Annotated in this window: 21 protein-coding genes, 1 tRNA gene and 1 pseudogene; 12 read left to right on the forward strand and 11 right to left on the reverse strand. The window is 53.2% G+C overall.

Annotated features, from left to right (window positions below):
- Positions 1–42 precede the first annotated feature (42 nt).
- Positions 43–1,614 (reverse strand): ABC transporter substrate-binding protein, encoded by a 1,572-nt coding sequence (locus VI01_RS16305; protein ID WP_045815908.1) that lies wholly within the window; start codon positions 1,612–1,614, stop codon positions 43–45.
- A 533-nt stretch (positions 1,615–2,147) separates the two neighbouring features.
- Between VI01_RS16305 and VI01_RS16310 the strand changes: the two genes are divergently transcribed.
- Genes VI01_RS16310 through VI01_RS16320 form a run of 3 tightly spaced genes read left to right on the forward strand, consistent with a single transcriptional unit; the run spans position 2,148 to position 5,948 of the window.
- Positions 2,148–2,879 carry a gluconate 2-dehydrogenase subunit 3 family protein gene (locus VI01_RS16310; RefSeq protein WP_038649342.1) on the forward strand — a complete coding sequence of 244 codons (732 nt, stop codon included), beginning with the start codon at positions 2,148–2,150 and terminating at the stop codon, positions 2,877–2,879.
- A 38-nt stretch (positions 2,880–2,917) separates the two neighbouring features.
- Positions 2,918–4,687, forward strand: coding sequence for a GMC family oxidoreductase (locus tag VI01_RS16315; protein ID WP_045815909.1), 1,770 nt, complete (start codon positions 2,918–2,920; stop codon positions 4,685–4,687).
- A 4-nt stretch (positions 4,688–4,691) separates the two neighbouring features.
- Positions 4,692–5,948 carry a cytochrome c gene (locus VI01_RS16320; RefSeq protein ID WP_038649336.1) on the forward strand — a complete coding sequence of 419 codons (1,257 nt, stop codon included), beginning with the start codon at positions 4,692–4,694 and terminating at the stop codon, positions 5,946–5,948.
- 30 nt (positions 5,949–5,978) lie between these two features.
- Here the strand turns inward: VI01_RS16320 and VI01_RS16325 are convergent, their stop codons facing one another.
- The 5 genes from VI01_RS16325 to VI01_RS16345 all read right to left on the reverse strand — a co-directional run bounded on the left by VI01_RS16325 (position 5,979) and on the right by VI01_RS16345 (position 9,006).
- Complete coding sequence (locus tag VI01_RS16325) at positions 5,979–6,656, reverse strand: MarC family NAAT transporter (protein ID WP_045815910.1); 678 nt, start codon at positions 6,654–6,656, stop codon at positions 5,979–5,981.
- 82 nt (positions 6,657–6,738) lie between these two features.
- Positions 6,739–7,374, reverse strand: coding sequence for a hypothetical protein (locus VI01_RS16330; RefSeq protein WP_034826425.1), 636 nt, complete (start codon positions 7,372–7,374; stop codon positions 6,739–6,741).
- Between the two features lie 95 nt (positions 7,375–7,469).
- Positions 7,470–7,949, reverse strand: a complete 480-nt coding sequence (locus VI01_RS16335; protein WP_038649331.1) for a carboxymuconolactone decarboxylase family protein — start codon at positions 7,947–7,949, stop codon at positions 7,470–7,472.
- 14 nt (positions 7,950–7,963) lie between these two features.
- On the reverse strand, positions 7,964–8,569 hold the full coding sequence (locus VI01_RS16340) for an FMN-dependent NADH-azoreductase (protein WP_045815911.1): 606 nt from the start codon (positions 8,567–8,569) through the stop codon (positions 7,964–7,966).
- The gene (locus tag VI01_RS16345; RefSeq protein WP_045815912.1) at positions 8,566–9,006 is read right to left on the reverse strand and encodes a GNAT family N-acetyltransferase; all 441 of its coding nucleotides are present in this window, start codon (positions 9,004–9,006) and stop codon (positions 8,566–8,568) included. The genes VI01_RS16340 and VI01_RS16345 overlap by 4 nt, the downstream gene beginning before the upstream one ends.
- A gap of 168 nt (positions 9,007–9,174) precedes the next feature.
- Between VI01_RS16345 and VI01_RS16350 the strand changes: the two genes are divergently transcribed.
- Positions 9,175–10,551, forward strand: coding sequence for a PLP-dependent aminotransferase family protein (locus VI01_RS16350; protein WP_045815913.1), 1,377 nt, complete (start codon positions 9,175–9,177; stop codon positions 10,549–10,551).
- A gap of 214 nt (positions 10,552–10,765) precedes the next feature.
- Here the strand turns inward: VI01_RS16350 and VI01_RS16355 are convergent, their stop codons facing one another.
- Positions 10,766–11,281 carry a DUF2501 domain-containing protein gene (locus tag VI01_RS16355; RefSeq protein WP_038649319.1) on the reverse strand — a complete coding sequence of 172 codons (516 nt, stop codon included), beginning with the start codon at positions 11,279–11,281 and terminating at the stop codon, positions 10,766–10,768.
- Between the two features lie 266 nt (positions 11,282–11,547).
- Between VI01_RS16355 and VI01_RS16360 the strand changes: the two genes are divergently transcribed.
- Positions 11,548–11,632 (forward strand) — tRNA-Leu (locus VI01_RS16360).
- A 372-nt stretch (positions 11,633–12,004) separates the two neighbouring features.
- On the opposite strand, the gene VI01_RS16365 is transcribed toward VI01_RS16360, so the two are convergent.
- Together VI01_RS16365 and VI01_RS16370 are read right to left on the reverse strand one after the other, a co-directional pair.
- Complete coding sequence (locus VI01_RS16365; protein ID WP_045815914.1) at positions 12,005–12,529, reverse strand: hypothetical protein; 525 nt, start codon at positions 12,527–12,529, stop codon at positions 12,005–12,007.
- The gene (locus VI01_RS16370) at positions 12,495–13,181 is read right to left on the reverse strand and encodes a helix-turn-helix domain-containing protein (RefSeq protein ID WP_052697012.1); all 687 of its coding nucleotides are present in this window, start codon (positions 13,179–13,181) and stop codon (positions 12,495–12,497) included. Before VI01_RS16370 ends, VI01_RS16365 begins: the two co-directional genes overlap by 35 nt.
- A gap of 957 nt (positions 13,182–14,138) precedes the next feature.
- Between VI01_RS16370 and fliA the strand changes: the two genes are divergently transcribed.
- The 4 genes and pseudogenes from fliA to VI01_RS16390 all read left to right on the forward strand — a co-directional run bounded on the left by fliA (position 14,139) and on the right by VI01_RS16390 (position 16,719).
- A complete protein-coding gene (fliA, locus tag VI01_RS16375; RefSeq protein ID WP_045815915.1) occupies positions 14,139–14,867 on the forward strand; it encodes an RNA polymerase sigma factor FliA in 729 nt (242 codons plus the stop codon).
- Positions 14,868–15,178: 311 nt separating this feature from the next.
- Entirely contained in the window at positions 15,179–15,520 is a 342-nt protein-coding gene (flhD, locus tag VI01_RS16380; protein ID WP_045815916.1) for a flagellar transcriptional regulator FlhD, read from the forward strand.
- A gap of 10 nt (positions 15,521–15,530) precedes the next feature.
- Positions 15,531–16,109, forward strand: a pseudogene (gene flhC, locus VI01_RS16385) (flagellar transcriptional regulator FlhC).
- Positions 16,110–16,389: 280 nt separating this feature from the next.
- Positions 16,390–16,719 (forward strand): DUF1493 family protein, encoded by a 330-nt coding sequence (locus VI01_RS16390; RefSeq protein ID WP_081946746.1) that lies wholly within the window; start codon positions 16,390–16,392, stop codon positions 16,717–16,719.
- Between the two features lie 16 nt (positions 16,720–16,735).
- On the opposite strand, the gene VI01_RS16395 is transcribed toward VI01_RS16390, so the two are convergent.
- Positions 16,736–17,512, reverse strand: coding sequence for an NAD(P)H-dependent oxidoreductase (locus VI01_RS16395; RefSeq protein ID WP_045815917.1), 777 nt, complete (start codon positions 17,510–17,512; stop codon positions 16,736–16,738).
- Between the two features lie 90 nt (positions 17,513–17,602).
- Between VI01_RS16395 and VI01_RS16400 the strand changes: the two genes are divergently transcribed.
- Entirely contained in the window at positions 17,603–18,493 is an 891-nt protein-coding gene (locus tag VI01_RS16400) for a LysR family transcriptional regulator (RefSeq protein ID WP_045815918.1), read from the forward strand.
- Between the two features lie 84 nt (positions 18,494–18,577).
- Positions 18,578–19,627, forward strand: coding sequence for a DUF1176 domain-containing protein (locus VI01_RS16405; protein WP_045815919.1), 1,050 nt, complete (start codon positions 18,578–18,580; stop codon positions 19,625–19,627).
- Between the two features lie 141 nt (positions 19,628–19,768).
- Here VI01_RS16405 and VI01_RS16410 read toward each other — a convergent pair whose 3' ends face one another.
- A complete protein-coding gene (locus VI01_RS16410; protein WP_045815920.1) occupies positions 19,769–20,446 on the reverse strand; it encodes a YecA family protein in 678 nt (225 codons plus the stop codon).
- Between the two features lie 208 nt (positions 20,447–20,654).
- Here VI01_RS16410 and VI01_RS16415 point away from each other — a divergent pair, with 208 nt between their 5' ends.
- Positions 20,655–21,674 (forward strand): isopenicillin N synthase family oxygenase, encoded by a 1,020-nt coding sequence (locus VI01_RS16415; protein WP_045815921.1) that lies wholly within the window; start codon positions 20,655–20,657, stop codon positions 21,672–21,674.
- Positions 21,675–21,679 lie beyond the last annotated feature (5 nt).

Below are 21,679 nucleotides of genomic sequence, written 5' to 3' on the forward strand. Positions count from 1 at the left end.
TGAAAGTGTTGATGGGGGAAGTCATTCCCCCATCAACAGAATTTACTGCTTCTGTACCACATCAAAGAACAGCAAGCTCACCCCAATCCCTTGCTGCACATGATTGACGTTGTTACGCACCGCAACCTGCTGCGCACCCTGCAGCATCACCACAAACGGTGAGTTCTGCTGCACGCTATTTTGCAGGTCGGTGTAAAGCGCACGGCGTTTAGTGGCGTCACTTTCACCCGCTGCGGCCCGTGTCTTCGCGCTGAGTGCAGGAATCTCCCAGCCGACTCGCCACGCCAGCGTTTTTGAGCCGCCCGGCACGTTGTAAGCAAAAGCGCTGGCATTGGTATTGGGGTCAACGTAATCCGCACCCCAGTAGATAAAGATCGACTGGAAATCGCGGCCGCGCATTTTGCTCCACAACTCGGATTCTGCCACCGGCTGCAGCTCAATCTGCACATCCGCTTTGGCAAAGCTGGCCTGTAGCGCCTGGGCAACATCAATGTACGGCGGCTGGTTGATCACCGTCAGCGCAAACTTGCTGCCGGGTTTAATGCCCCCTTTGGCCAAAATCGCTTTGGCTTTCGCCACATCGTAATGGAACGGTTGATCCTCTAGCGCGCCATCAAAGCCCTGCGGCAGGAAACTCTGATGAATGCGGTACTGACCTTTCAGCAAATCTTTTGAGATGGACGGGTAATCCACCAACCAACGCGCCGCTTCCCACAGGGCCGGGTTGCCCAGTGCCGGTTGCGCTTTGTTTTGGGTATTGAAGCCCAGGTAATACACCAGGCTTGAAGGGAACGCTTCGATGCGCAAGTTTTTATCGCTCTTCAGCGCATCGATTTGATCCGGGCCGAGCTGATAAGCGACATCCACATCGCCTTGCTGGATCAACAGGCGACGCGCACCGGCATCGGCCACGCCTTTTAGCAAAATACGCTTCAGATGTGGCTGCGGGTTAGCTTGCGGATTGGCGCTTAGCACCAGCGCCTGCTGCGGCACATACTGTTGAATCGTGAACGCGCCGCTGCCAGCGGTGTGGGTGTGCAGCCAGCCATTACCCAGATCGTTATTTACCGCATGCTGCTGCACGGTTTTACTGTCCACCACCGAGGCGACCGGCGCAGTCAGCAGGCGCAGCGCTAAGTCCTGACCGATCTGTGCAGGCCATTGTATCTCCAACTGATGGTCACTCAGCACCTTAAACTGGCTGGCGATGTTTTCGCGGGTCCAGCCAAATTCGGCGAGAATGAAAGAAGGTGCCTTGTTCAACTGCACGGCGCGTGTCAGTGAGAAAATCACATCCTGTGGTGTCACCGCATTACCGCTGGAGAAGCGAGTGCCGGGTTTGAAGTTAAACACCAGGCTGTGTGGCGAACTGCCACTTTGCCAGGATGTTGCCAGCAGCGGTGCCAGTTTCTGTGGCGTATCGCGGTCGGCTTGTACCAGCGTCTGGTAGATGTTGCGCTGTACGCTGTTGCTGACGGTTTCAAAGCTTTCTGCAGGGTCGAAGCTGATAATGCCATCCAGCGGTACGGCGACCACCAGCGTGTCTTTCGGTGTGGCAGCCTGTAAGGCAAATGCACTACTCCATAAAGTGACCAACAAAATCAATGCACGCATTTATTGTTTTCCTGAGTGATAGATTAATCGACTCTATCGCTGCCGCCGCTCAGGCAAAATGCCGGTTTGTTCTGAGCTGTGCCGGAAATTAACAAATGATAACATTCTGCGATTATTTCACTTAAATTGTGCGCCGTCTGTCATTTTCAGGAAATAGATCGTTCATGTACTGGTCAATTAAGTAAATAAGATGTTATTAATGAGAATAATTCTCTTGTATGGAAGTATGATTTATTTTTATCGATTGAATTGAGCGATTATTTCTTTACGCGATCAATTTTGGTCATTTGCCCATCCAGACTTGCTAAAAACACAGCAATTGTACGGTTAAAAGTCCAATTCACCCTCCGAAAGCCCTTTACCTGCCCTTAACCTAAATTCAACATCATGATGGTTTCTCATCAAAACACATCCGAACATTGATTCTTACATTCAGAAATATCTATATCCCTAAGATTGCCAGGTTATTTACCGATTTATAAAGCCATTAACAAAAATAATTATCTTTCTTAGCAAGTGAGAGTCGTCGCGCCATGCTTCTAAATAAACCGACCACCAGACGTAAGTTTTTGCTTGGGTCGTTATTGGCTTTGCCATTAAGCGACCTGGTATTTAAGGGATTAACTGCGGCGCAAGCTGCGGAAATGGCAGCACCGGAACTCGCCGATTACAAACCGATCTTTTTCAGCGCTCAGGAGTGGCAGTTTATTCTGGCCGCGACCGATCGTCTGATTCCGGCCGGTGGTAAGGGCAAGGCCCCAGGTGCACTGGAAACTAACGTGCCGATCTTTATCGATCAGCAACTCCATAGCCCTGAGTTCGGCGGCGAAATTTACATGCAGGGTCCGTTCGACGTGCACGCGCCAGCCACCATGGGTTATCAGATCCCTTACACCCCGCAGGAACTGTATCGCACAGGCATCAAGCTGGTGGAACAGTGGACGCAGAGCACCTACAAAAAATCCTTCCATGAACTGACGCTGGAAGAGAAAGACGCGGTGCTGACCAAGGTCAATAAAAATGACGGTATCGATTTCCCGGCAATGGGTGAACCGAACCTGAAAGCCTCGCAGTTCTTTGGCCAGCTTCTGGCTGATACCAAACACGGTTACCTCGCCGATCCCATGTACGGCGGCAATAAGGGCATGAAAGCCTGGATTGCGATTGGTTTCCCAGGCGCACGCGCCAGCTTCACCGAGTGGGTGAAACAGCACAACGTGCCGTACCCGCTGGGACCGGTCAGCCTCTTGGGTGAGCGCGCTTAAGCCTCCCCCCCGTATTTGGTATGTGAGACAGGATTAACATGGCACAGATTACAAAGAAAGAAGTCGACGTCGTCGTTTGCGGCCTCGGCTGGGCCGGCTCGTTGATGAGTATCGAACTGGCGATGGCCGGGCTCGAAGTGCGCGCGTTAGAGCGCGGCGGCGAGCGTGACTACCCGGATTTCGCTTACCCGAAACCCGCTGATGAATACGCCTATAACGTGCGTAACAAAGTGTTCGCCACCCCAAAAGAAGTGGCGGTCACCGTGCGTTACAACATGAGCCAGACGGCACTCCCGACGCGTAAATGGGGCGCATTCGCTCCGGGTACCGGTGTGGGCGGCGCAGGTATGCACTGGACGGCGGTACTGATTCGTCCAACCCCAACCGATATCAAACTGAAGACCTACGTCGATCAGGCTTACAAACCCGGCGTATTGCAGGACGATATGCGCGTGATGGATTTCCCGTTCACCTGGGAAGAGATCGAGCCGTATTACTATAAGTTTGAGCTGATCTGCGGTCAGTCGGGCAACACCGGCAACCTGCGTGGTCAGATTCTGGAAGGCGGTGACCCGTTCGAAGGCCCGCGCTCTGAACCGTATCCGCTGCCTGCGCTGGAAGACACGCTGAACAACGTGATGTTTAAAGAAGCGGCGACCAAGCTGGGTTACCACCCGTTCCCGAACCCGTCTGCTTGCGTGTCTCGCGCGTGGAAAAACCCGTACGGCAACCAGATCGCGCCGTGTAACTATTGCGGTTACTGCTCGAAATACCCGTGCCTGAACTACTCCAAAGCCTCACCGCAAACCGCCGTGATGGATGCGCTGAAGCGTATGCCTAACTTCTCTTACGAAGTGCATGCGGAAGTGTACAAAGTGGTGCTACACGACGATGGTAAAACGGCGAAGGGTGTTCTCTACTTCGATGCAGACGGCAACGAAGTGTTCCAGCCCGCCAAAATCGTGGTGCTCTCCAGCTTCCAGTTGTACAACGTGCGTCTGATGTTGCTGTCAGGTATCGGCAAGCCGTACAACCCAATCACCGAAGAAGGTGTGGTGGGCCGTAACTACGCGTTCCTGTCGAACGGTGGCGCAACCCTGTTCTTCAAAGACAAGAACTTCAACTCCTACGCGACCGCAGGCGCCACTGGTCAGATGTTCAACGACATCTCGCCAGGCAACTTCGACGGTCCAGGCCTCGGCTTCCTCGGCGGCGCGAAGATCCACAGCTCGCAAGCCACCGGTACGCCAATGGCGGCAGCGCTGCCAAAGGGCACGCCAGCCTGGGGTATGGGTTACAAAGAAGGTCTGGAAGAGTGGTACAACCATTCCATGAAGATCAGCATCACTACCACTTGTCAGTCGTATCGCGATATCTATCTGGATCTGGATCCGCATTACACCGACCATCGTGGCCAGCCGCTGCTGCGCATGACCTTTAACTGGAAAGAGAACGAACTCAAGCTGCAACAGCATCTGAAAGGTATCGTCGGCGATATCGCCAAAGAGCTGAACCCAGACAGCATGAGCATGAGCTTCCTGCCAATGGGCGCGGACTTTGACCTGACCAAATACGTTTCTACCCATAACGTGGGTGGTGCGGTGATGGGCGATAACCCGAAAACCTCGGCGCTGAACAAGTATCTGCAGAGCTGGGATGTGCATAACGTGTTTGTACCTGGCGGTAACGCCTTCCCGCAAAACTTCCAGGCGAACCCGACCGATACCATCGGCGCGATTACCCTGATGGCTGCGCAGGCGATCAAAGAACACTATCTGAAAAACCCAGGTCCATTGGTACAGGCATAAGCACATGAAATTAAAATCATTGTTAATCGCTAACGCCGTACTGCTGGGAAGCTTTGCGGTCCAGGCTCACGCGGAAGATGAAGCCGCGCTGATCAAGCAAGGTGAATATCTGTCACGTCTCGGCGACTGCATGGCATGCCATACCGTCGCGGGCAAGGCCGATTACGCCGGTGGTCTGGCGATTGAGTCGAATCTCGGCACCATCTACTCCACCAACATTACGCCGGACAAAGAGCACGGCATCGGCAATTACAGCGAGCAGCAGTTCTCTGATGCCGTGCGTAAAGGTGTGCTGCCGGACGGTTCACGTCTGTATCCGGCAATGCCGTACCCGGATTACGCCAAAATCAGCGATGAAGACATGCACGCGCTGTATGTTTACTTCATGAAGGGCGTGAAGCCGAGCAGCGAGCAGCCGGAAGAGACCAAACTGAGCTTCCCGTTCAGCCAGCGCTGGGGTATGCGCTTCTGGAACTGGGCGTTCACCTCTGATAAGCCGTTCCAGCCGATTGGCGGCGCGTCGGAAGAAGTGAATCGCGGTGCTTATATCGTGGAAAGTCTTGGTCACTGCGGCAGTTGCCATACGCCGCGCGGCTTAGGTATGAACGAGAAGGCGCTGGACAGCGGTGACGACAAATTCCTCGCTGGTGGTAGCCTGAACAACTGGGATGTGCCGTCGCTGCGTGGCTTACCGCGCTGGAGTGAGCAGGAGATCGTCGATTACCTGCAAACCGGTCGTAACGACAAAGCCGCAGTGGGCGGAGAGATGAAGTCAGTGATTGAGCACTCCAGCTCGCACATGACGGATGCCGATCTGAAAGCCATTGCGTCTTATCTGAAGTTCATCGGTGGCAACCCACCGCTGCAGGCGTACAACGTGCAGAAGCAGCAGGCCACGGAAGCCAAACTGACCGCAGCGAAAAACCTGACGGAAGGTGAGCGTCTGTACATCGATAACTGCGGTGCCTGTCACTTCGTGACCGGTAAAGGCGCGCCAGGTATCTTCCCGGAGCTGGATCAGGCCACTATTGTGAATGCCAACGATCCTACCGGCTTGATCCACACCATTCTCGCCGGTGCGCAGCAGCCATCGACCGAGAAGGCGCCGTCAACCCTCGCGATGCCGGGCTTTGGCAAGCGTTTGACGGATGATGAAGTGGCGCAGCTGGCGACCTTTATCCGTCAGGGCTGGAGTAACAATGCCCCAGCCGTGACCAAAGATCAGGTTGCGGATGTGCGCAAGACGTTGAAAGCAGAGTAAATCGGGCGCGGCCTTCGGGCCGCGCTCTCTTCAATGAAAAGTCCGTACCACTTCTAACACGCCATTAATCACAAACTGTACGCCCATACACACCAGCAAAAAGCCCATCAATCGCGAAATGGCTTCAATTCCGCCTTTACCCACCAGCTTCATGATGGCACCCGAACTGCGCAGCGAAATCCACAAAATCACGGCGACCGATAAGAACGTCAGCACCGGCGCGACGTTCACCACCCAGTCAGGAAAATCGACGCCCGATTTCACCGTGGAGGCCGAACTGATGATCATCGCGATGGTGCCCGGACCCGCCGTGCTGGGCATCGCCAGCGGCACAAACGCAATGTTCACCGATTCACGATTTGCATCCGTGGCGTCGATTTCATCCTGTTTATGCCGGGCTTCGACGGAGTGACCAACGGGTTTCGCCGGAAACAACATGCGAAAACCGATAAAGGCGACGATCAATCCACCTGCCATACGCAGTCCAGGAATCGAGATGCCAAAGGTGTGCAACACCGCATTCCCGGCGTACCACGCCACCATCATAATCAGGAACACGTAGATCGAGGCCTGCATCGCCTGACGATTGCGTTCCTGGAAATTCATGTCTCCCGCCAGTCCGAGAAACAGCGCCACCGTGGTCAGCGGATTGGCCAGCGGCAACAGCACCACCAATCCCAGCCCGATGGCTTTAAACAGTTCCAGCATGATTTTCCCCGAGTTCCAATGGCAGCGCGACACACCGTCAAGGTGCGTCGCGGCACGATTTAGCGTGCGTGTGCAAAATGCATCAATGTTTTGGCGTTTCTAACGCTTCCAGCAACTCCGGGAAGAAATCTTCCAGCAGCTCGGGCGTCATCAGCTCAGGATAGCTTATCAGGTGCTCGCGAATACGTTCATTGACGTCGGGCAGCAAACGCTCAGCGGCTTGGTTGGCGGTGATTTTCTTCTGCTTCATTAAGCGCAGTACGTCATCCGGCAGGTTGTCCTCATCCTCGACTTCGTCCACGCCTTCCAGATCGTCCAGCTCATCCAGCATATCCATCAAGGCTTCGATCTGCGGAGTGCGAGACTGGTACTCAGATGGGTTTTCGTTTTCCAGATAGCGCAGCAGGGCGCGCACTGGCGAACCATCGGGTTCTGCGGGAGGCTCGCTGGCAAACCAGTTCAGGAGGTCGTGCTGCGTCACCTGATGGACGTGATAGCCGTTATCCACCAGCTCATCGGCGAGGATGTCGGCAGTATCGTGCTCAATCAGGCAAATGTGGGTGCGATTAGGCGTGAACTGCTCCAGCCACTGGTAAATCTCTTCAATCACGCTGTCATCGTAGCTGAAGTGGTGGCTGAGATAGCTGTCATCCTGTTGGTGAACGCTGATGTGAATCAGGTCGGGATCGAAGTAAATCGCAATATTGATGCCTTTCATGCGCGCTGTCCTGTGTGGTGCAAAATCTCACTATAGCCTTAGGCAGCGCAGATGAACATGACAACGCCAGCAGCACAGGCTACTGGCGGTAAAAATTAACGCAAATCAGCACGATCCAGCCCGTAAGCGCTATCGAGTGCACCCGGTGCCATCTGTGACAAAATCATCAGGCGGTTCCAGGTGTTGATGGCAGCGATCTTAAAGGTCAGCTCACTGATTTCGCTTTCAGAGAAATGTTCACGCACTTCACCGTACAGCGCTTCATCCACGCCGTGTTCACCAATGCGGGTCAGGGCTTCGGTCAGGGCAAAAGCCACTTTCTCGCGAGCGCTGAACAGTGGAGATTCACGCCAGATAGAAACGTGATGCAGACGCAGTTCGCGCTCGCCGTCGATTTTCGCCTGCTTCACATGCATGTCGAGGCAGAAGGCACAGTGATTCAACTGCGAAGCACGGATATCGATCAAGTGTTTCAGTGACTTCTCCAGCGCGGTATTCGCCACGGTGTTAGAGAAATCAGACATGGATTTGGCCAGTGCTGGCGCGGTTTTAAAATGATTAACGCGTGAAGTCATGATGTTTTCCTCATTCAAAATAAGCGGTCAATAGCTTGCAGAGCCAGGGGTAATGCGGTGTCGCGGCTAACGGGATCGTGCGTACCGTCCACGCGGATAAATTCCACATCGGTGATGCCGATGTATTCCAGTGCCACGCGGATGTAAGGGGTGAACTGGTCATCCTGCACAAACGGGCCGTGGGCAAACACACTGCCGCTGGCGACCACGCTGTACACCTTTTTGCCGTTCACCAGACCGACTTTGGCCCCTTCCGGTGTAAACGCGAAGGTGCGTCCGGCGCGAGTGATATGATCGAACCAGGCTTTCAGCACCGACGGCAAACCGAGGTTCCACATCGGCGACGAGATAACCAGGGTGTCGCAGGCGAACAGCTGATCCACCATGTTTTCCGAAGTCTGAATGGCGGTACGCTGTGCATCGTTACGATCCTTCGGGCGGGTAAAGAACGCGCCAATGGTGAAGGCATCCAGGTGCGGCAACGGATGTTGCGCCAGATCCAGTACCGTCTCTTCGAGATCGCTATGCTGGGCGCGAAGCTTTTCCACCAAACGCGCCGAGGCGTTACGTGAGGCCGATCCAACCAGATCCGGGCTGACCTGAATATGCAGCAGTTTCATGAATTTTCTCCCTCAGCGAGATCGCGATAAAAATGCAGTCCCAACGCGTGGTAACCGACGCGTTGATAAAATTGTTGTGCCCGTTGATTGCTCAGCGCGGTGTCGAGCACGATGCGGCCACAGCCTTGTTCCCGTGCTTGCTGCGCCAGACCGTGCAGTAGTGCGGCACCCAAACCCTGACTGCGCGTGTTGGTGCAGGTCACCAAATCATCGATGTAGCAAAAGCGGCCATGAATAAAGTTTTCCAGCAGGCGATAGCCCGCCAGCGCCACCGGTTGACCATCCTGTTCGATACCCGCCAGTTGGTAGCCCTGTAATTGCTGACGCTGTGCCTGCGCCACAAACGCCGCTTCATCCTTCAGTTTGAAACGCAGTTCGCGCATCAATGCATAGCAGCAGGCCAGCTCCGTGGGCGTTTGGTAATGAACAATCTTCATAGCAGCCTGCAAGCGGTTGTCGGGTTGATGGGGACATCTTAAACTTCTATGTCGAAGGGAAAAGGGTCAATATAGGAGAAAACAGGTAGGACATGGTTATGCTGCTGAATCCTGCGCTCACTCTCCAGAGCGCATTTATGTGCTCCTCATCGTGATGAAGGAAGACAGATGGGTTACAAAGAAATCTACGCTCGCTATCGTCAGCAGATCCTGGAAGGGCGCTTAAAGCCGGGCGACCGGGTGCCGGCGATCCGCGTGTTAGCCAGTGAGCTGCAAGTCGCGCGCAAAACCGTGGAGGCCGCCTACGAAATTCTCATTGGAGAGGGGTACTTTGTCAGCCAGGGCGCGAAGGGCACGCGCGTGAACCCCGCACTGAATCTCGGTGAAGCCACCGTGGTCACCACGGCGCCACCTTCCACACCGCTCGAACATCCGGTGATTGAAAGCAAAGGCGAGCTGCGGCTGGGTATTCCGGCACTGGATGAGTTCCCGCACAAGAAGTGGCTGCTAATCTCCGGAAAGGCGGCGCGAACGTTGCGGCCCGATGAAATGATCATGCCCGCCATTATGGGCTACCAGCCATTGCGTGAGGCGATTGCCAGCTATCTCAATATTTCGCGCGGGCTTAACTGCCAGCCGGAGCAGATTTTTATCACCACCGGTTATCGTGCCAACCTGCGCCTCATCCTGGCCGTGCTGGCCCATCCTCACGACAAAGTCCTGTTTGAAGACCCGGGCTATTTCTTTGGGCAGAAATTGTTAAAGCGCATCGCACCGAATCTGCACTATGTGCCGGTGGATCGGGAAGGCCTCGACGTGGATTTCCTCCAGCGTTATCACTCAGACGCACGCTTTGCGGTGGTCACGCCAACCCATCAGAGCCCGCTTGCGGTGACGTTATCACTACCCCGTAAGCATCAATTGCTGGAATGGGCGCAGCAGAATAGCAGCTGGATCATTGAGGATGATTACGACGGCGAGTTTCACTACACGCGCAAAGTGATCCCGGCGCTAAAAAGCCTTGATGTGCATGATCGGGTGATCTATACCGGCACTTTCAGCAAAACCATGATGCCCGCGATGCGCGTGGGTTATCTGGTGATGCCGCAGCAGACCATTGAACGCTTCCGCGAGCTGGGTGAAATCCTCGAAACCGGTATGCCGTTGTTACCGCAGAAAATCCTCGCACAGTTCCTCAGTGAAGGTCACTTCTATCGTCATATCAAGAAGATGCGGATTCTCTACCAGCAGCGCCGCCGCATGATGCTGGATGCGCTACAGTACTGTTTCCCGCAGCTGTTTGACTTTGAACTCACTGATGGCGGCATGCATATCGTGGCCTTCCTGCGGCGAGGTATTCAGGATGTGGCACTGGCGGAGATTTGGCAGCGTCATCAGCTGCGCGTGTTGCCGCTTTCAGGTTGGTATACGCAAACCCAGAAACGCTACGGACTGGTGATCGGCTACACCAATATTCGATCGTTTGAGCAGGCGGTGGATGTGCTGGGCAGGGTGGTAGAAGAAACTAAAGGGTTGATGAGCTGATGGATTAATGGCCCGTGGCGGCGCAATTTATTGCCCCCCATCAATACTAAATAAGACGCGAGGGACAGCTCGCGTCTTATTCATAGTCACTTCACCCACTATCATTCCGGATGCAGTACGGCGGCTATTGAGAGACGCCCGATGCACTTACTCAGTAAGCGATGCGGGGGAACGAAAGCCGCCAACGCACCTGCAACCCGAAGTAGGGCGTGAATTACATGCCGATATATTTCTTGCCTTGTTTAAGCACTACATCACAGGCCTTGGTCTTCAGTTTCTCACCCATCGGCGAGTTGCTCAGACTCTGCAGATTCAGCTGCTGACCGTTGCCGGTGTTCAGCAAGCCTTGCAGACCCTGCTGATAATCGGTTTTCTGCTCTTGTGCGGCAGGGCTACTCAAACCAAGCTTGCTCAGTACCTGATCTTTCACCGATGCCACATTGTTATCCACCACGTTGTGCTGCACGCAGTAGGACATGACGCCTGCGGCGTTGGTCATGCTGTTGGAGCTGACCGCTTTGTCACCGCCATTCAGTAAACCGCTCAGCGAAGAGAGCGACAGACCGCCGTTCTGCGTGCTGCTGGTGGTGGTAGAACCGCTGTTTTGCTGAGACAGCTGCGATGCCGCGCTGCTCAGCTGATCCTGCCAACTCGCTGCCGACGCACTGCCTGCCGCCATTGCCGCCGCGATACCCAATCCCAAAATGATGCGTTGTGCTGCTTTGTTCATCTCAACCTCTTTGTTTTATACATCTGACGTTGTCAGTTTTGGTTAAGAGAGGCGTAAGCACGGAAAGTTCCGAAGTAGAGGGAGTTTGGGAATGTTCTGGAATTTGTACAGGAAAGCGCCGAAAGGGCGCCCGAGCTGCCGCGTTTGCGCCTCATAAGTGGCGAAGTGCTGGTTTTTTCAACGCTTAGCGCACAGCGCTGTCGATTAGTGTTGCGCACTCTGCGCGTAACGGTATAATCGCCAACGTTTTCCGCATCCTCTTCAGTGCCGAAGTGGCGAAATCGGTAGACGCAGTTGATTCAAAATCAACCGTAGAGATACATGTCGGTTCGAGTCCGACCTTCGGCACCATCGATTGATGCAAAATTAAGTCGCTTACGAGCGGCTTTTTTTGTGCCTGAAATTCAGCAGCAACGCCTTCATAATCAACAGTAATATTCATTTCGAAAGCATAATCTTTGCCGCACTCAATACCCAATTTCTGCCTGATGACTCAACACCGCCACCGCTCGCACGGCGCGCCGATTTTCATCTAATCAGCCAGGCCATACGCACGTTGCGCTAATTACTGATACTCTGGCCGCAGAATACCGGCACCTGCTTTCCCTCTGACGTTAGGGGATAGGTATGAAGTTCCTGATGGGCGATACCAGTCTTACCCTTTACATCACACTTGTTCGAGCGCCTTGCGCCGTTGTCAGAAGCGCTGCGCTAAATTTCTGGCTACCTGATGCAGACATTACGCGCCACGCTCTCTGTGCCGGAGGCCAGCACGCGGCCATTAAAGAGATAAAGAGCAATCACGCTGACATCGCCTGCTTGCCAATGCGGGAAGACATACTTTTGCACGTCCTCGTCGCGGCTTTTGTCACCCAGGCCACGGCTGTGGTGCGTGACGGTGATTTTCAGCAGGTTGTGGTTGAACTCGCCGTTAAACCACACAGCACGATGAATCGGGGTGGCAGGTGCGATAAGTTGTCCATCCATAAAACGAGAAAGCGTGCCGAGATAGGTTAAATGCCCCTCACTGAAGCCATCGTGATAGCTGCGGTAAATCCCCTGCGTCAGCACCCATTCACGCTCACTTTTGATGTCATAAAACGCCAGTGGAAACCGGCACTGGGACTGCTGCGCGCTGGTGGCCAGCCAGCGCCCGATCACGCCGCTAAACGCCAGCACAAAGCCGCCGACAAACAGCCAGAGCCACGGGGATTTAATTGAGGCGAAAATAGAAGGACTCGCACGCATTTTTCACCTCCTCAAAGGGTTGTTGGCAGGCAATCACGCCCTGATGTTGCGGATTGTTGGCGGAGCTGAGTGTGACGTACAGCACTCTTGCCGCGGGTTTGTCCGGGTTCGCATCCAGCACATAACGGCGATAGGTGCGCAGTGTGGTTTCAATCAATGCGTGCTGCGTATGATGTCCTTTCGGCACCCAGACGCTGCTGCCATCCGGAATCGCCGGGCCATGCCAGCTGACAAAATCGATCGGTTTTGGTGTGAGCAGAAAGAAGTGTTGTACCAACAATGCCACCAGATACCCGGCGGTGATACCGGCGGCGGTGATGCCTGTTACGCGTCGCCAGGTCAGCGTGCCACGAGCAGGCGGCGGCAGGGGCATCGACACTGGAACGGAGTGATCGACGACTGGTGGGACATTAATGATTAAGCGGTAACCGCTGCGCGTGACGGCCAGCAGGTTAATCTGCTGCTCAAGCTCCAGCGACATGAATGCACGGCGTAACTTGTTAATCATCACGCGTACGCTGTTATCGGTTGCGGCATAACCGTCACGGCGCCAGCCAATCTCCATCAACTGTTCATGCGTCAGCACTTCGCCTTGCGCCTCCGCGAGTGCATACAGGCAGCGCGCGGCGCTGGCGGGCAACGTCACGGACATATTATCCAGCGTCCGGCTTAGTATACGAGTACGTCTGTCTAATCTGGCTGCCTGTCCAAGTAGGATTGTGTTGGGCATAAAGAAGTTGTCTATCAATTAGGGTAAAGAGCGGGTCGGCTGTTAATGTTATTTTTACGGTCACCGTTCCCATTTTTCAGCTAAAGAGTGCCAGATTTTCAGCACTTTCCTGCGATTATTTTCCTGAAAAATGTTGAAAAGCCCCTTAATCATTAAGGTTTTTTATGATAGGTAAACCGCTAAAATTATGTGGTTATTTTTTATCGATAATTAACAATGCTAATAACCGCTACTCGTAAGTTGTTAGCGTAATAATGATTAGTATTTTTCATCAGAAAAAAGGCGAACCAGCCAGGTAGCCCCATAGCGGGAGGTCGAAAATGGCACGATAAATGTTAGCAAGGTGAGGTACTGATTGATGCCGCAGGCTCAGCCCACTCTGCTACACCTGATTGACTTGAGACAGCACGGAAATGCTCGCTTACTGCAGGGTGTTGTCGCGGTTCATGGCGGGGTCTTTTCTCGGGAAATCAGCATCCTGAATACGTGAACATGCTTCGCTGCTGCTGACAGGAAGCCATCGCCCTTGTGTCTTTGAGGATCTGCATTTCGGTGCCGGATCGTGTTAGGTGAATCATGACAGGGTGGTGAAGCAGGAAATCGTGAGTACGGTCGTGCGAGTGAGAGAGCTAATGGGAAAATTATCTCAGCATCAGACGAGCAGAGCATTGGCATCAACGGGATTTTGCTGGTGACAACGAAGGGGGTTGGCTTTATCTAATATCGGTACAAAAGACTCAGTTGAGAGAGATATTTTAACGCGCTATTCATTGCCGAATGAATGAGATTAAATAGCATTGGTAATGAAATCTTATCGCACTATTTAAACAATAGCATTCGCCCGATAATCAGTTTAAAGACGGTTACAGGGTGGTTAATATGGATGTGTTATACACAACATCCGGAATTGATTATAAAAGTGAGTTGTGGTCGACATATCATTTTCTGGTGAGAGAGGAAGTGTTGCGCCTGAAAAAAAGGCTACCAAATAGCGTAGAATTCGATGATCTCATTCAAGCAGGTGCAATGGGATTTATTGCCGCCGTTGACAGCTTTGACGAGAAGAAAGGCGTTGCCCTCAGCGCCTGGGTGACACAATGTGTGCGTTGGGCGTTAATTGATGAACTGCGCGGGCGTGATTGGGTACCGCGTCGTGTCAGAACGCATTCGCGTCAAATTTCTGCAATTATCAAGATTGTTGAACAGGAGAAAGGCTCGAGCGCGAGTGAACGGGATATTGCCGAGCGAATGGGGGTGCCACTGCGGGGTTTCCATCAGATGCTGGAAGATAAATATAATAGCCAGCTTCACTCGATTGATGAACTGCGAGAGCATTATGCCGATTTATGGGAACAGGCCAACGATGAACATGCTTTGTTAAACCCTTTGCATCATTCAATCCAGCAGGATTTGATTCAGCTTATTACGCAATACTTACGTTTTATGCCGAAGCGGGAAAGAATCATCTTACAGTTTTATTATCATCATGATCTCAATATGCGCGAAATCGCTCTGTTTCTCAATATTTCAGAAACACGGGTGAGCCAGCTTCACAGTCTGGCATTAAAACGTTTGCGCAGTCGTCTGGATTATGATGAAGCGATCTAGAGGTTTGAAGCAACTCAGGATCCGCTAACGGATGAACTTGATAATTAATAAGAATTAATAATCTTATTATCTTTATTAATCATGATCTTAAAGAGATTTCCTCAGTCAGTCTTTTCTGCGGTATTGTTACGGGAATTTCTGATGGATATCATTTTTTCATTGCTGGATGCGACTCAATCGTTGATCAGTGGTTTTCGCGTCGCTGGCAAAAACGTTTAACTCACGATCACACGATGATTAGCATCACATGGGAATAGATATTCCTCTCTTATTGAACCCGTGCTCCGCACGATAAACACAAGGTGTTATCAATGTCTGACTTTGATGAGTATCTTCCGCATATCCACGATTTGAATTTATCTTACCTTTTACTGGCGCAACAATTAATTAGACAGGATAAGTTTGCAGCAGGCTTCCGTCTTGGGTTATCGGAAGCGACCATCGATAATCTTAAAGTTCTGACGTTACCCCAATTGATGAAGTTGGCCTCGACCAATCAATTCATTTGCCGCTTACGCATTGATGATGAATTCTTGATTGAGAATCTCACGAAAGAATCACGAATTGAGGCACTACAGAAAATTCACACGGGCATTATCTTGTCGACGGATTTACTGAATTCGCTCAATAAAGATCTTGTAACAACAGATTGAGGTGATCAGAATGAATAAGAAGAATTTGTTGCAGGAAGTGCTTGATGATCATATCGCTATGGAGTTGATTTCGCTCGGCGCACGTATGCAGGTTTTAGAATCTGAGACATCTCTAAGCCGCCGACGATTATTACGCTTATATAAAGCGTTACGAGGAGCACCTCCGCCAAAAGGTATGCTGCCTTTCTCAGAAGATTGGTTTATGTCATGGGAACAAAATATTCACGCATCGATGTTTTATAACATCTATCTGTATTTAAAATTAACGGAAAAAGGGCCGCCAATCAACGTATTGATGAAATCTTACCGACTCTATCTGGAATAGTGTGCTGCTCAAAGCCATGAAAAGCCAATATTAGGGCTAACACGCGCCTGGACCTTATTACGCTTTATTGATTGCGGTATAATTTCCCGCACAACGTGCAGAATCTGCCAGGGAGGATATGTGGTGATCACCGAGAACATCAAAAAACCCTTTACCTGCAGTTTGTGCAGTCCCCCCTCCCGCGCCTGTAAAAAATCTCCTGTCGATCACGTGAATAAACAGCACGTCCTGGCAGCCACCACCTTTCTTCCGGTGACCGTGTGAGGCTGGTAAATCATCCATGATGACCAGAAAGTTATTAGCCCGCACCGCGCTCAGGTGCGGGCTATCAACATTGAAGGAGTCATTGAATGAATTTTATTGTTTATCTTTATGTAATTTAATGTTTTTTCTGGCGGAAGCCAATTGGCTGCGCGGTTTTAAGCCATGGAACGACTGTTTATTGGCAGCGCATGAAGCAGAGCGGCACAGTGCTATCATTTGCGCTACCTGGCAGATGAGATTGCATGGCAGAATAGCCGCTGGTTTAACAGGAGGGTAGGTGATGACCGACGAAATCGACCAGCGTATCTACGAATTAGTGCGCCGCTACGACGGTGTCTATCTGTTTAAACAAAAAACACTCACGCCGCAGATTGATATCGATACCGATCTGAACTTCGAGCGTGAAGAAGCGCAGGCGTTGATGGACGAGTTCTTCAGCGAATTCGCGGTAGATCGGGGCGGTTTTTTGATTGATACCTACTATCCGGACGAACCGTCACTGGCGCAGATACTGAATCCCTTCAACAAGCGTGAAGTCCCTGTGGTGCCGGATTTTACTCTGAGCATGCTGATTGAATCTGCCAAGGCAGGGCGTTGGCTGTATGAGTAGCGCCAACGCCGTTTAATCATTTCACATGCACAGCAAAACCACTTTCTCCTTTCGCTAACGTATCTTTCAGCGTTAACGCGGGAATTGCATAGTCGCCGCCATTTTGCTGACGAAAGGCAATCGGTGCCGTGTCCGCCAGCGTATCCAGCCGCGTGGCCAGGGTATCGCACCAGCCAGCAAAGCGTTCCTGCGCGGATTTCTGTACACGATAAAACACCAGCGGCGGCAACACGCTGAAGCCGGGATAGAACAGCATGCCGTGCTGAATCGGGAACAACAGTTGATCAATCGGCCCATTGATACCGCGCGGGCTATAATGTGATTCCCAGCCACCGGTGGTCACCACCAGCATCGCGCGTTTGCCTGTCATCGTACCTTCGCCGTAACGATCCCCCCAGTGCTGTTCATTGTGTTCGCCGACACCGTAAGCAAATCCATTAGCATAAACCCGGTCAAACCAGCCTTTCATGATGGCGGGCATGCTGAACCACCACAGCGGAAACTGGAAAATCACCGTATCGGCCCAGCGCAGTTTCTCCTGCTCTGCGGCAATATCGGCAGCCTGTAGCTGTTGGTCAAAAGCGCAACGGGAATCCAGTGTGGCGTCATAGTGTGCGCCCACCAGTGGCGCCAGTGTATCTGCAGCATCAAGCTGAGCTTTCCACTGCATGGCATAGAGGTCAGATACTTGCACCTGATGGCCTGCTTGCTGGAGGTGATTGACGGCGAAATCTTTCAACGAACCGCTCAGTGAACGCGGTTCTGGATGGGCATACACAATCAGTACATTCATGGCTGAGTCCTGTGAGTTGAAAACAGCTGCAGGTTATGACGCCGCTGGATATAGTAGAAATCAATTGCTCATATCGCAGGTATAGTCACAGTGAATATCAATGCGCTGGATTTGAATCTGCTGCAGACACTGGATGTTCTGCTGCAGGAGTTGAACGTAACGCGCGCGGCGCAGCGGCTGAATTTATCGCAACCCTCGGTGAGTGCGCAGCTGGCCAAGTTGCGCACGGTATTCGATGATCCTCTGCTGTTGCCGGGGCCGCGCGGTATGTTGCCCACTGCGCGCGCTGAAGGTCTGCGTGAACCGCTACGAAAGGCATTGGAGGGATTAACGCGTGCCGTTGCTCCGCCGGAGGCCTTTAATCCGACCCATGCTGAAGACACCTGGCGAATAGCTGCCACCGATTACATGTCCACAGCCCTGGTGCTGCCCGCGCTCAACAACATTCGCGAGGCCGCGCCACAAAGCCGGATGGCGGTCTTCGCGCTTAACCCGCCGCAGATTGCTCAACAACTGGAGAAAGGAGCGCTGGATGTGGTGTTCCATAGCGGTGACAACGCGCCAGCGAACCTGCATCAGCGCAAGTTGTTCAGTGAGCGCTACGTGCTGGCGGGTCGGCGAGACCATCCACAGTTACAGCAGGCACCGACGCTGGATCAGTTCTGTCAGCTGGAATTTGTGCTGATCTCGCCTGATGGTGGCGGGTTCAGTGCCGCAACTGATAACGCGCTGGCAAAATTGGGACGCTCGCGTCGCGTCGTGCTGTCGGTTCCGCATTTCCTGTTTATGCTGGAAGCGCTGGCGAACAGTGATTTGGTCGCTGTGCTACCCGAGCGGCTGGTGCGCAGTGCCGCACATCTTCACGTCTTCACTCCACCACTGGAGATTCCCGGCTTTGATATTTTAATGCTGTGGCATCAACGGCTCCACCGCGATCCTGCCCAACAGTGGTTACGCCAGCAGATTGTAGCGTCACTGTAGACTGGCTATCAGCGCAAAAAATTCACTTCTCCCGCGCCCTAAAAATCATCACACTAGCCACCTTTACCGTTATGGAGTGATGGCATGAAAACCCGATTGCTGCTGGCGTTCGCACTGCTCACCAGTTTGAGCGCGCCATTGCTGGCAGATGAAGACGGCGTCTCCTTTAGCCATAAAGACTGGGAACTCGCCTGTGACAATACGTTGACCTGCCGGGCTGCGGGTTACAGCGCGGAAGAGGGCGCAGGGGGCTCAGTACTGCTTACGCGTGAGGGCGGGCCCAATGCACTGACCCACGGACGTGTGGTGCTGGCTGATACTGGCGATGATGACTCTAAGCAAGTGGATGCACTGGCGCTGTGGATTGATGATCACGCCCAGGGCGAGGTCACCAAAGCGGAGAACGATGAGTGGACGCTAACCGACGCTCAAACGCTGGCGCTGATTAATGCGATCAAAGGCAGTGGCAAAGTGGAGTTTCGCGGGGGCGAGGAGCCGTTCGAACTTTCCAGTAATGGTGCCTTTGCCACACTGCTGAAGATGGACGATGCGCAGGGCCGTCTGAGTACGCCTGGCGCACTGGTGCGCAAAGGCAATAAGCCTGAAAACAGTGTTCCCGCAGCAGTGGCGATGCCGGTGATCCAGCAGGTCAACGTCGAAAAAGCCGCGCCGCGTCCGTTGAGTGCGGATGAGCTGGCGTTGCTCAAGCCGAAGCTGATTGCTTCACTGACCGATGATGACAGCTGCGATAATCTGGACCCTACGGATGATCAACCCGAAGAAGGCGCTGAGCCACTCACATTAACGCCAGTGGATGACGCGCATGTGCTGATTGCCGCGCTATGCTGGCGCGGCGCCTATAACGAAGGCTATGGCTACTGGCTGATGGATCGTGCATTACAGGGTAAACCGCAGCTGATCACCGATTCCGGTTCCGATTACAGCCAGGGTGTGATTTCTGAGGCACAGAAAGGACGCGGTATTGGCGACTGCTGGAGCACAGCGGCCTGGGTATGGGATGGCAAAGATTTCGTCCAGAGTAGTGACGCCACCACCGGCATGTGCCGTGCGATTCGCGCTGGCGGTGCATGGCAATTGCCGACCCTGGTCACTGAGGTGAAGCCTGCCTCTTAATATGTTGGGAGATTTTGCGAAAAGCCCGCACGAGACAGCCTGAGGGCCGTATACGACGTGAGTTGGGTTCAGTGAAATTGCAACATTGAAAGCAGATTGAGATGAGGGCGCGACCTGACGCCCTCTTACGGTGATGTTGCGTTATTTACCGCAACACTGCTTGTACTTCTTACCGCTACCACACGGGCAGGGATCGTTACGGCCGGTTTTCTCGCCCGCGAAGTGTGGCAGCTGAGGTTCTGGATCCGGCTGCGCCATGCGCTGTTCCTGCCAGTATTCATGCAGTTCCAGCGCCGCTGGGCGAATGGCGTCAATGCTGGCTTCAAACTCCTCTGGCGAGAACGCTTCGCGCGTTGCCAACTGCGCTTCGCTACCGTGCAGCTTAATAGCTTCCATCGCCGGTTGCAGGCTCTCTGGCAGCTGATCCCAGTCTTGATCTAACGCCACGCCGCGCAGATAGCCATAACACCAGTCTTCCACTACGGTGAACTCCTGACCTTCCATCTCCTGCATGCCAAACAGCGGATCAAACTGATCCGGGAACTCCGCCAGACGTTCGGCAATGTCGTTGAAGTGCTGGAAAATCAGCGCCATAAAGCGATCCATTTCACGCTCGTTGGACCATTTTGGAATGTGCTTCTTGTCACCCCACATCGCCACCAGCCACTCGCTTGGTTCGATATCGTTCGGGCCGGAGAGCAGAGCCGTCAACATGCCATCCAGCTCGGAGGTATCCACCACCGACTGTTCATTGCCGTATTTCTCCAGCATATCTTCCAGCCAGTTCAGTTCTTTCTCGGTTAACGGGCCTTGGTTCATACGGCATCTCCTGTGTGGTGCGGGTAGGCAAAGTTTTGACGGCGCGATTATAGCGGGAAGCGGCGCGGATTTACCGCTTTTTGCATATCGATTGCTGAAGCTTTCCTAAAAATCATTCGCCATAACATATTGCGCAACAGTATTGGCTGGAATGGGACGCCAATGGCAGCGTAAACGCAGAATTTTACTGCGTTAAGGAGCAAATTTTATGGCGAAAACATTGCCGGTGCTGGATTTGGCGCTGCTGGAACTCCCGGATGCTGAACAGTCGCCTTATCTCGCTGAACTGCGCACCACGGCGCGTGATGTCGGTTTTTTCTACCTGATCAATCATGGCATCAATCCACAGCTGCTGCAGAACGTGCAAAGCATCACTCAGGCATTTTTTGCCCTGCCGGATGAGGAGAAGCAACGCGTCTCAATGATCCACTCGCCACATTTCCGCGGCTACAACCGGGCTGGTGTGGAATACACCCGTGAACAGCGCGATCAGCGTGAGCAGTTCGATATTGGCGCGGAACGCGTGGCATTAATGTTGCAAGACGGCGATCCCGCCTGGAAGCGTCTGCAGGGACCAAATCTATGGCCAGAGGCGCTGCCGCAGCTAAGGCCGGTGATCCACGCCTGGCAGCAGGCAATGACGGATGTCGCACTGCGCCTGTTGCGCGCGTTCGCCAAATCGCTGTCGCTGCCACCGGATGCGTTTGATGCGCTGTACGGTTCGCATCCCAATGAACATGTGAAGCTGATTCGCTACCCCGGGCAGGCGAGCAATGCCAGCCAACAGGGCGTAGGTGCGCATAAAGATTCTGGCTTCCTGACATTTCTGCTGCAGGATGAACAGCCCGGATTACAGGTGGAAGTGACGCCAGAAAACTGGGTGGATGCGTTGCCAAAACCGGGTGCATTTGTGGTGAACATCGGTGAACTGCTAGAGATTGCGACCAATGGCTATCTGCGCGCAACGATACACCGCGTGCTGTCACCACCTGCACACAAGGAGCGTGTTTCCATCGCCTTTTTCCTGGGGGCGCAGTTGGATGCCGAAGTACCGATTTATCAATTACCCGCGCCGCTCGCGGCTGAAGCGCGTGGGCCGACCAGCGATCCCAATAATCCGCTGCTGCGTGAAGTGGGCTGGAACTATCTCAAAGGGCGTTTGCGATCGCATCGCGACGTGGCAGCGCGCTACTACACCGACGCCCAGAACACGGTTCAAACATCATAAAAGTA

The organism is Pantoea sp. SM3, assembly GCF_000963995.1.
Lineage (GTDB): Bacteria > Pseudomonadota > Gammaproteobacteria > Enterobacterales > Enterobacteriaceae > Pantoea > Pantoea rwandensis_B.

Coding starts and splice junctions, on each gene's coding strand:
- VI01_RS16305 (WP_045815908.1), bottom strand. CDS start 1,614: ATGCGTGCATTGATTTTGTTGGTCACTTTATGGAGTAGTGCATTTGCC.
- VI01_RS16310 (WP_038649342.1), top strand. CDS start 2,148: ATGCTTCTAAATAAACCGACCACCAGACGTAAGTTTTTGCTTGGGTCG.
- VI01_RS16315 (WP_045815909.1), top strand. CDS start 2,918: ATGGCACAGATTACAAAGAAAGAAGTCGACGTCGTCGTTTGCGGCCTC.
- VI01_RS16320 (WP_038649336.1), top strand. CDS start 4,692: ATGAAATTAAAATCATTGTTAATCGCTAACGCCGTACTGCTGGGAAGC.
- VI01_RS16325 (WP_045815910.1), bottom strand. CDS start 6,656: ATGCTGGAACTGTTTAAAGCCATCGGGCTGGGATTGGTGGTGCTGTTG.
- VI01_RS16330 (WP_034826425.1), bottom strand. CDS start 7,374: ATGAAAGGCATCAATATTGCGATTTACTTCGATCCCGACCTGATTCAC.
- VI01_RS16335 (WP_038649331.1), bottom strand. CDS start 7,949: ATGACTTCACGCGTTAATCATTTTAAAACCGCGCCAGCACTGGCCAAA.
- VI01_RS16340 (WP_045815911.1), bottom strand. CDS start 8,569: ATGAAACTGCTGCATATTCAGGTCAGCCCGGATCTGGTTGGATCGGCC.
- VI01_RS16345 (WP_045815912.1), bottom strand. CDS start 9,006: ATGAAGATTGTTCATTACCAAACGCCCACGGAGCTGGCCTGCTGCTAT.
- VI01_RS16350 (WP_045815913.1), top strand. CDS start 9,175: ATGGGTTACAAAGAAATCTACGCTCGCTATCGTCAGCAGATCCTGGAA.
- VI01_RS16355 (WP_038649319.1), bottom strand. CDS start 11,281: ATGAACAAAGCAGCACAACGCATCATTTTGGGATTGGGTATCGCGGCG.
- VI01_RS16365 (WP_045815914.1), bottom strand. CDS start 12,529: ATGCGTGCGAGTCCTTCTATTTTCGCCTCAATTAAATCCCCGTGGCTC.
- VI01_RS16370 (WP_052697012.1), bottom strand. CDS start 13,181: ATGTCCGTGACGTTGCCCGCCAGCGCCGCGCGCTGCCTGTATGCACTC.
- fliA (WP_045815915.1), top strand. CDS start 14,139: ATGGATGTGTTATACACAACATCCGGAATTGATTATAAAAGTGAGTTG.
- flhD (WP_045815916.1), top strand. CDS start 15,179: ATGTCTGACTTTGATGAGTATCTTCCGCATATCCACGATTTGAATTTA.
- VI01_RS16390 (WP_081946746.1), top strand. CDS start 16,390: ATGACCGACGAAATCGACCAGCGTATCTACGAATTAGTGCGCCGCTAC.
- VI01_RS16395 (WP_045815917.1), bottom strand. CDS start 17,512: ATGAATGTACTGATTGTGTATGCCCATCCAGAACCGCGTTCACTGAGC.
- VI01_RS16405 (WP_045815919.1), top strand. CDS start 18,578: ATGAAAACCCGATTGCTGCTGGCGTTCGCACTGCTCACCAGTTTGAGC.
- VI01_RS16410 (WP_045815920.1), bottom strand. CDS start 20,446: ATGAACCAAGGCCCGTTAACCGAGAAAGAACTGAACTGGCTGGAAGAT.
- VI01_RS16415 (WP_045815921.1), top strand. CDS start 20,655: ATGGCGAAAACATTGCCGGTGCTGGATTTGGCGCTGCTGGAACTCCCG.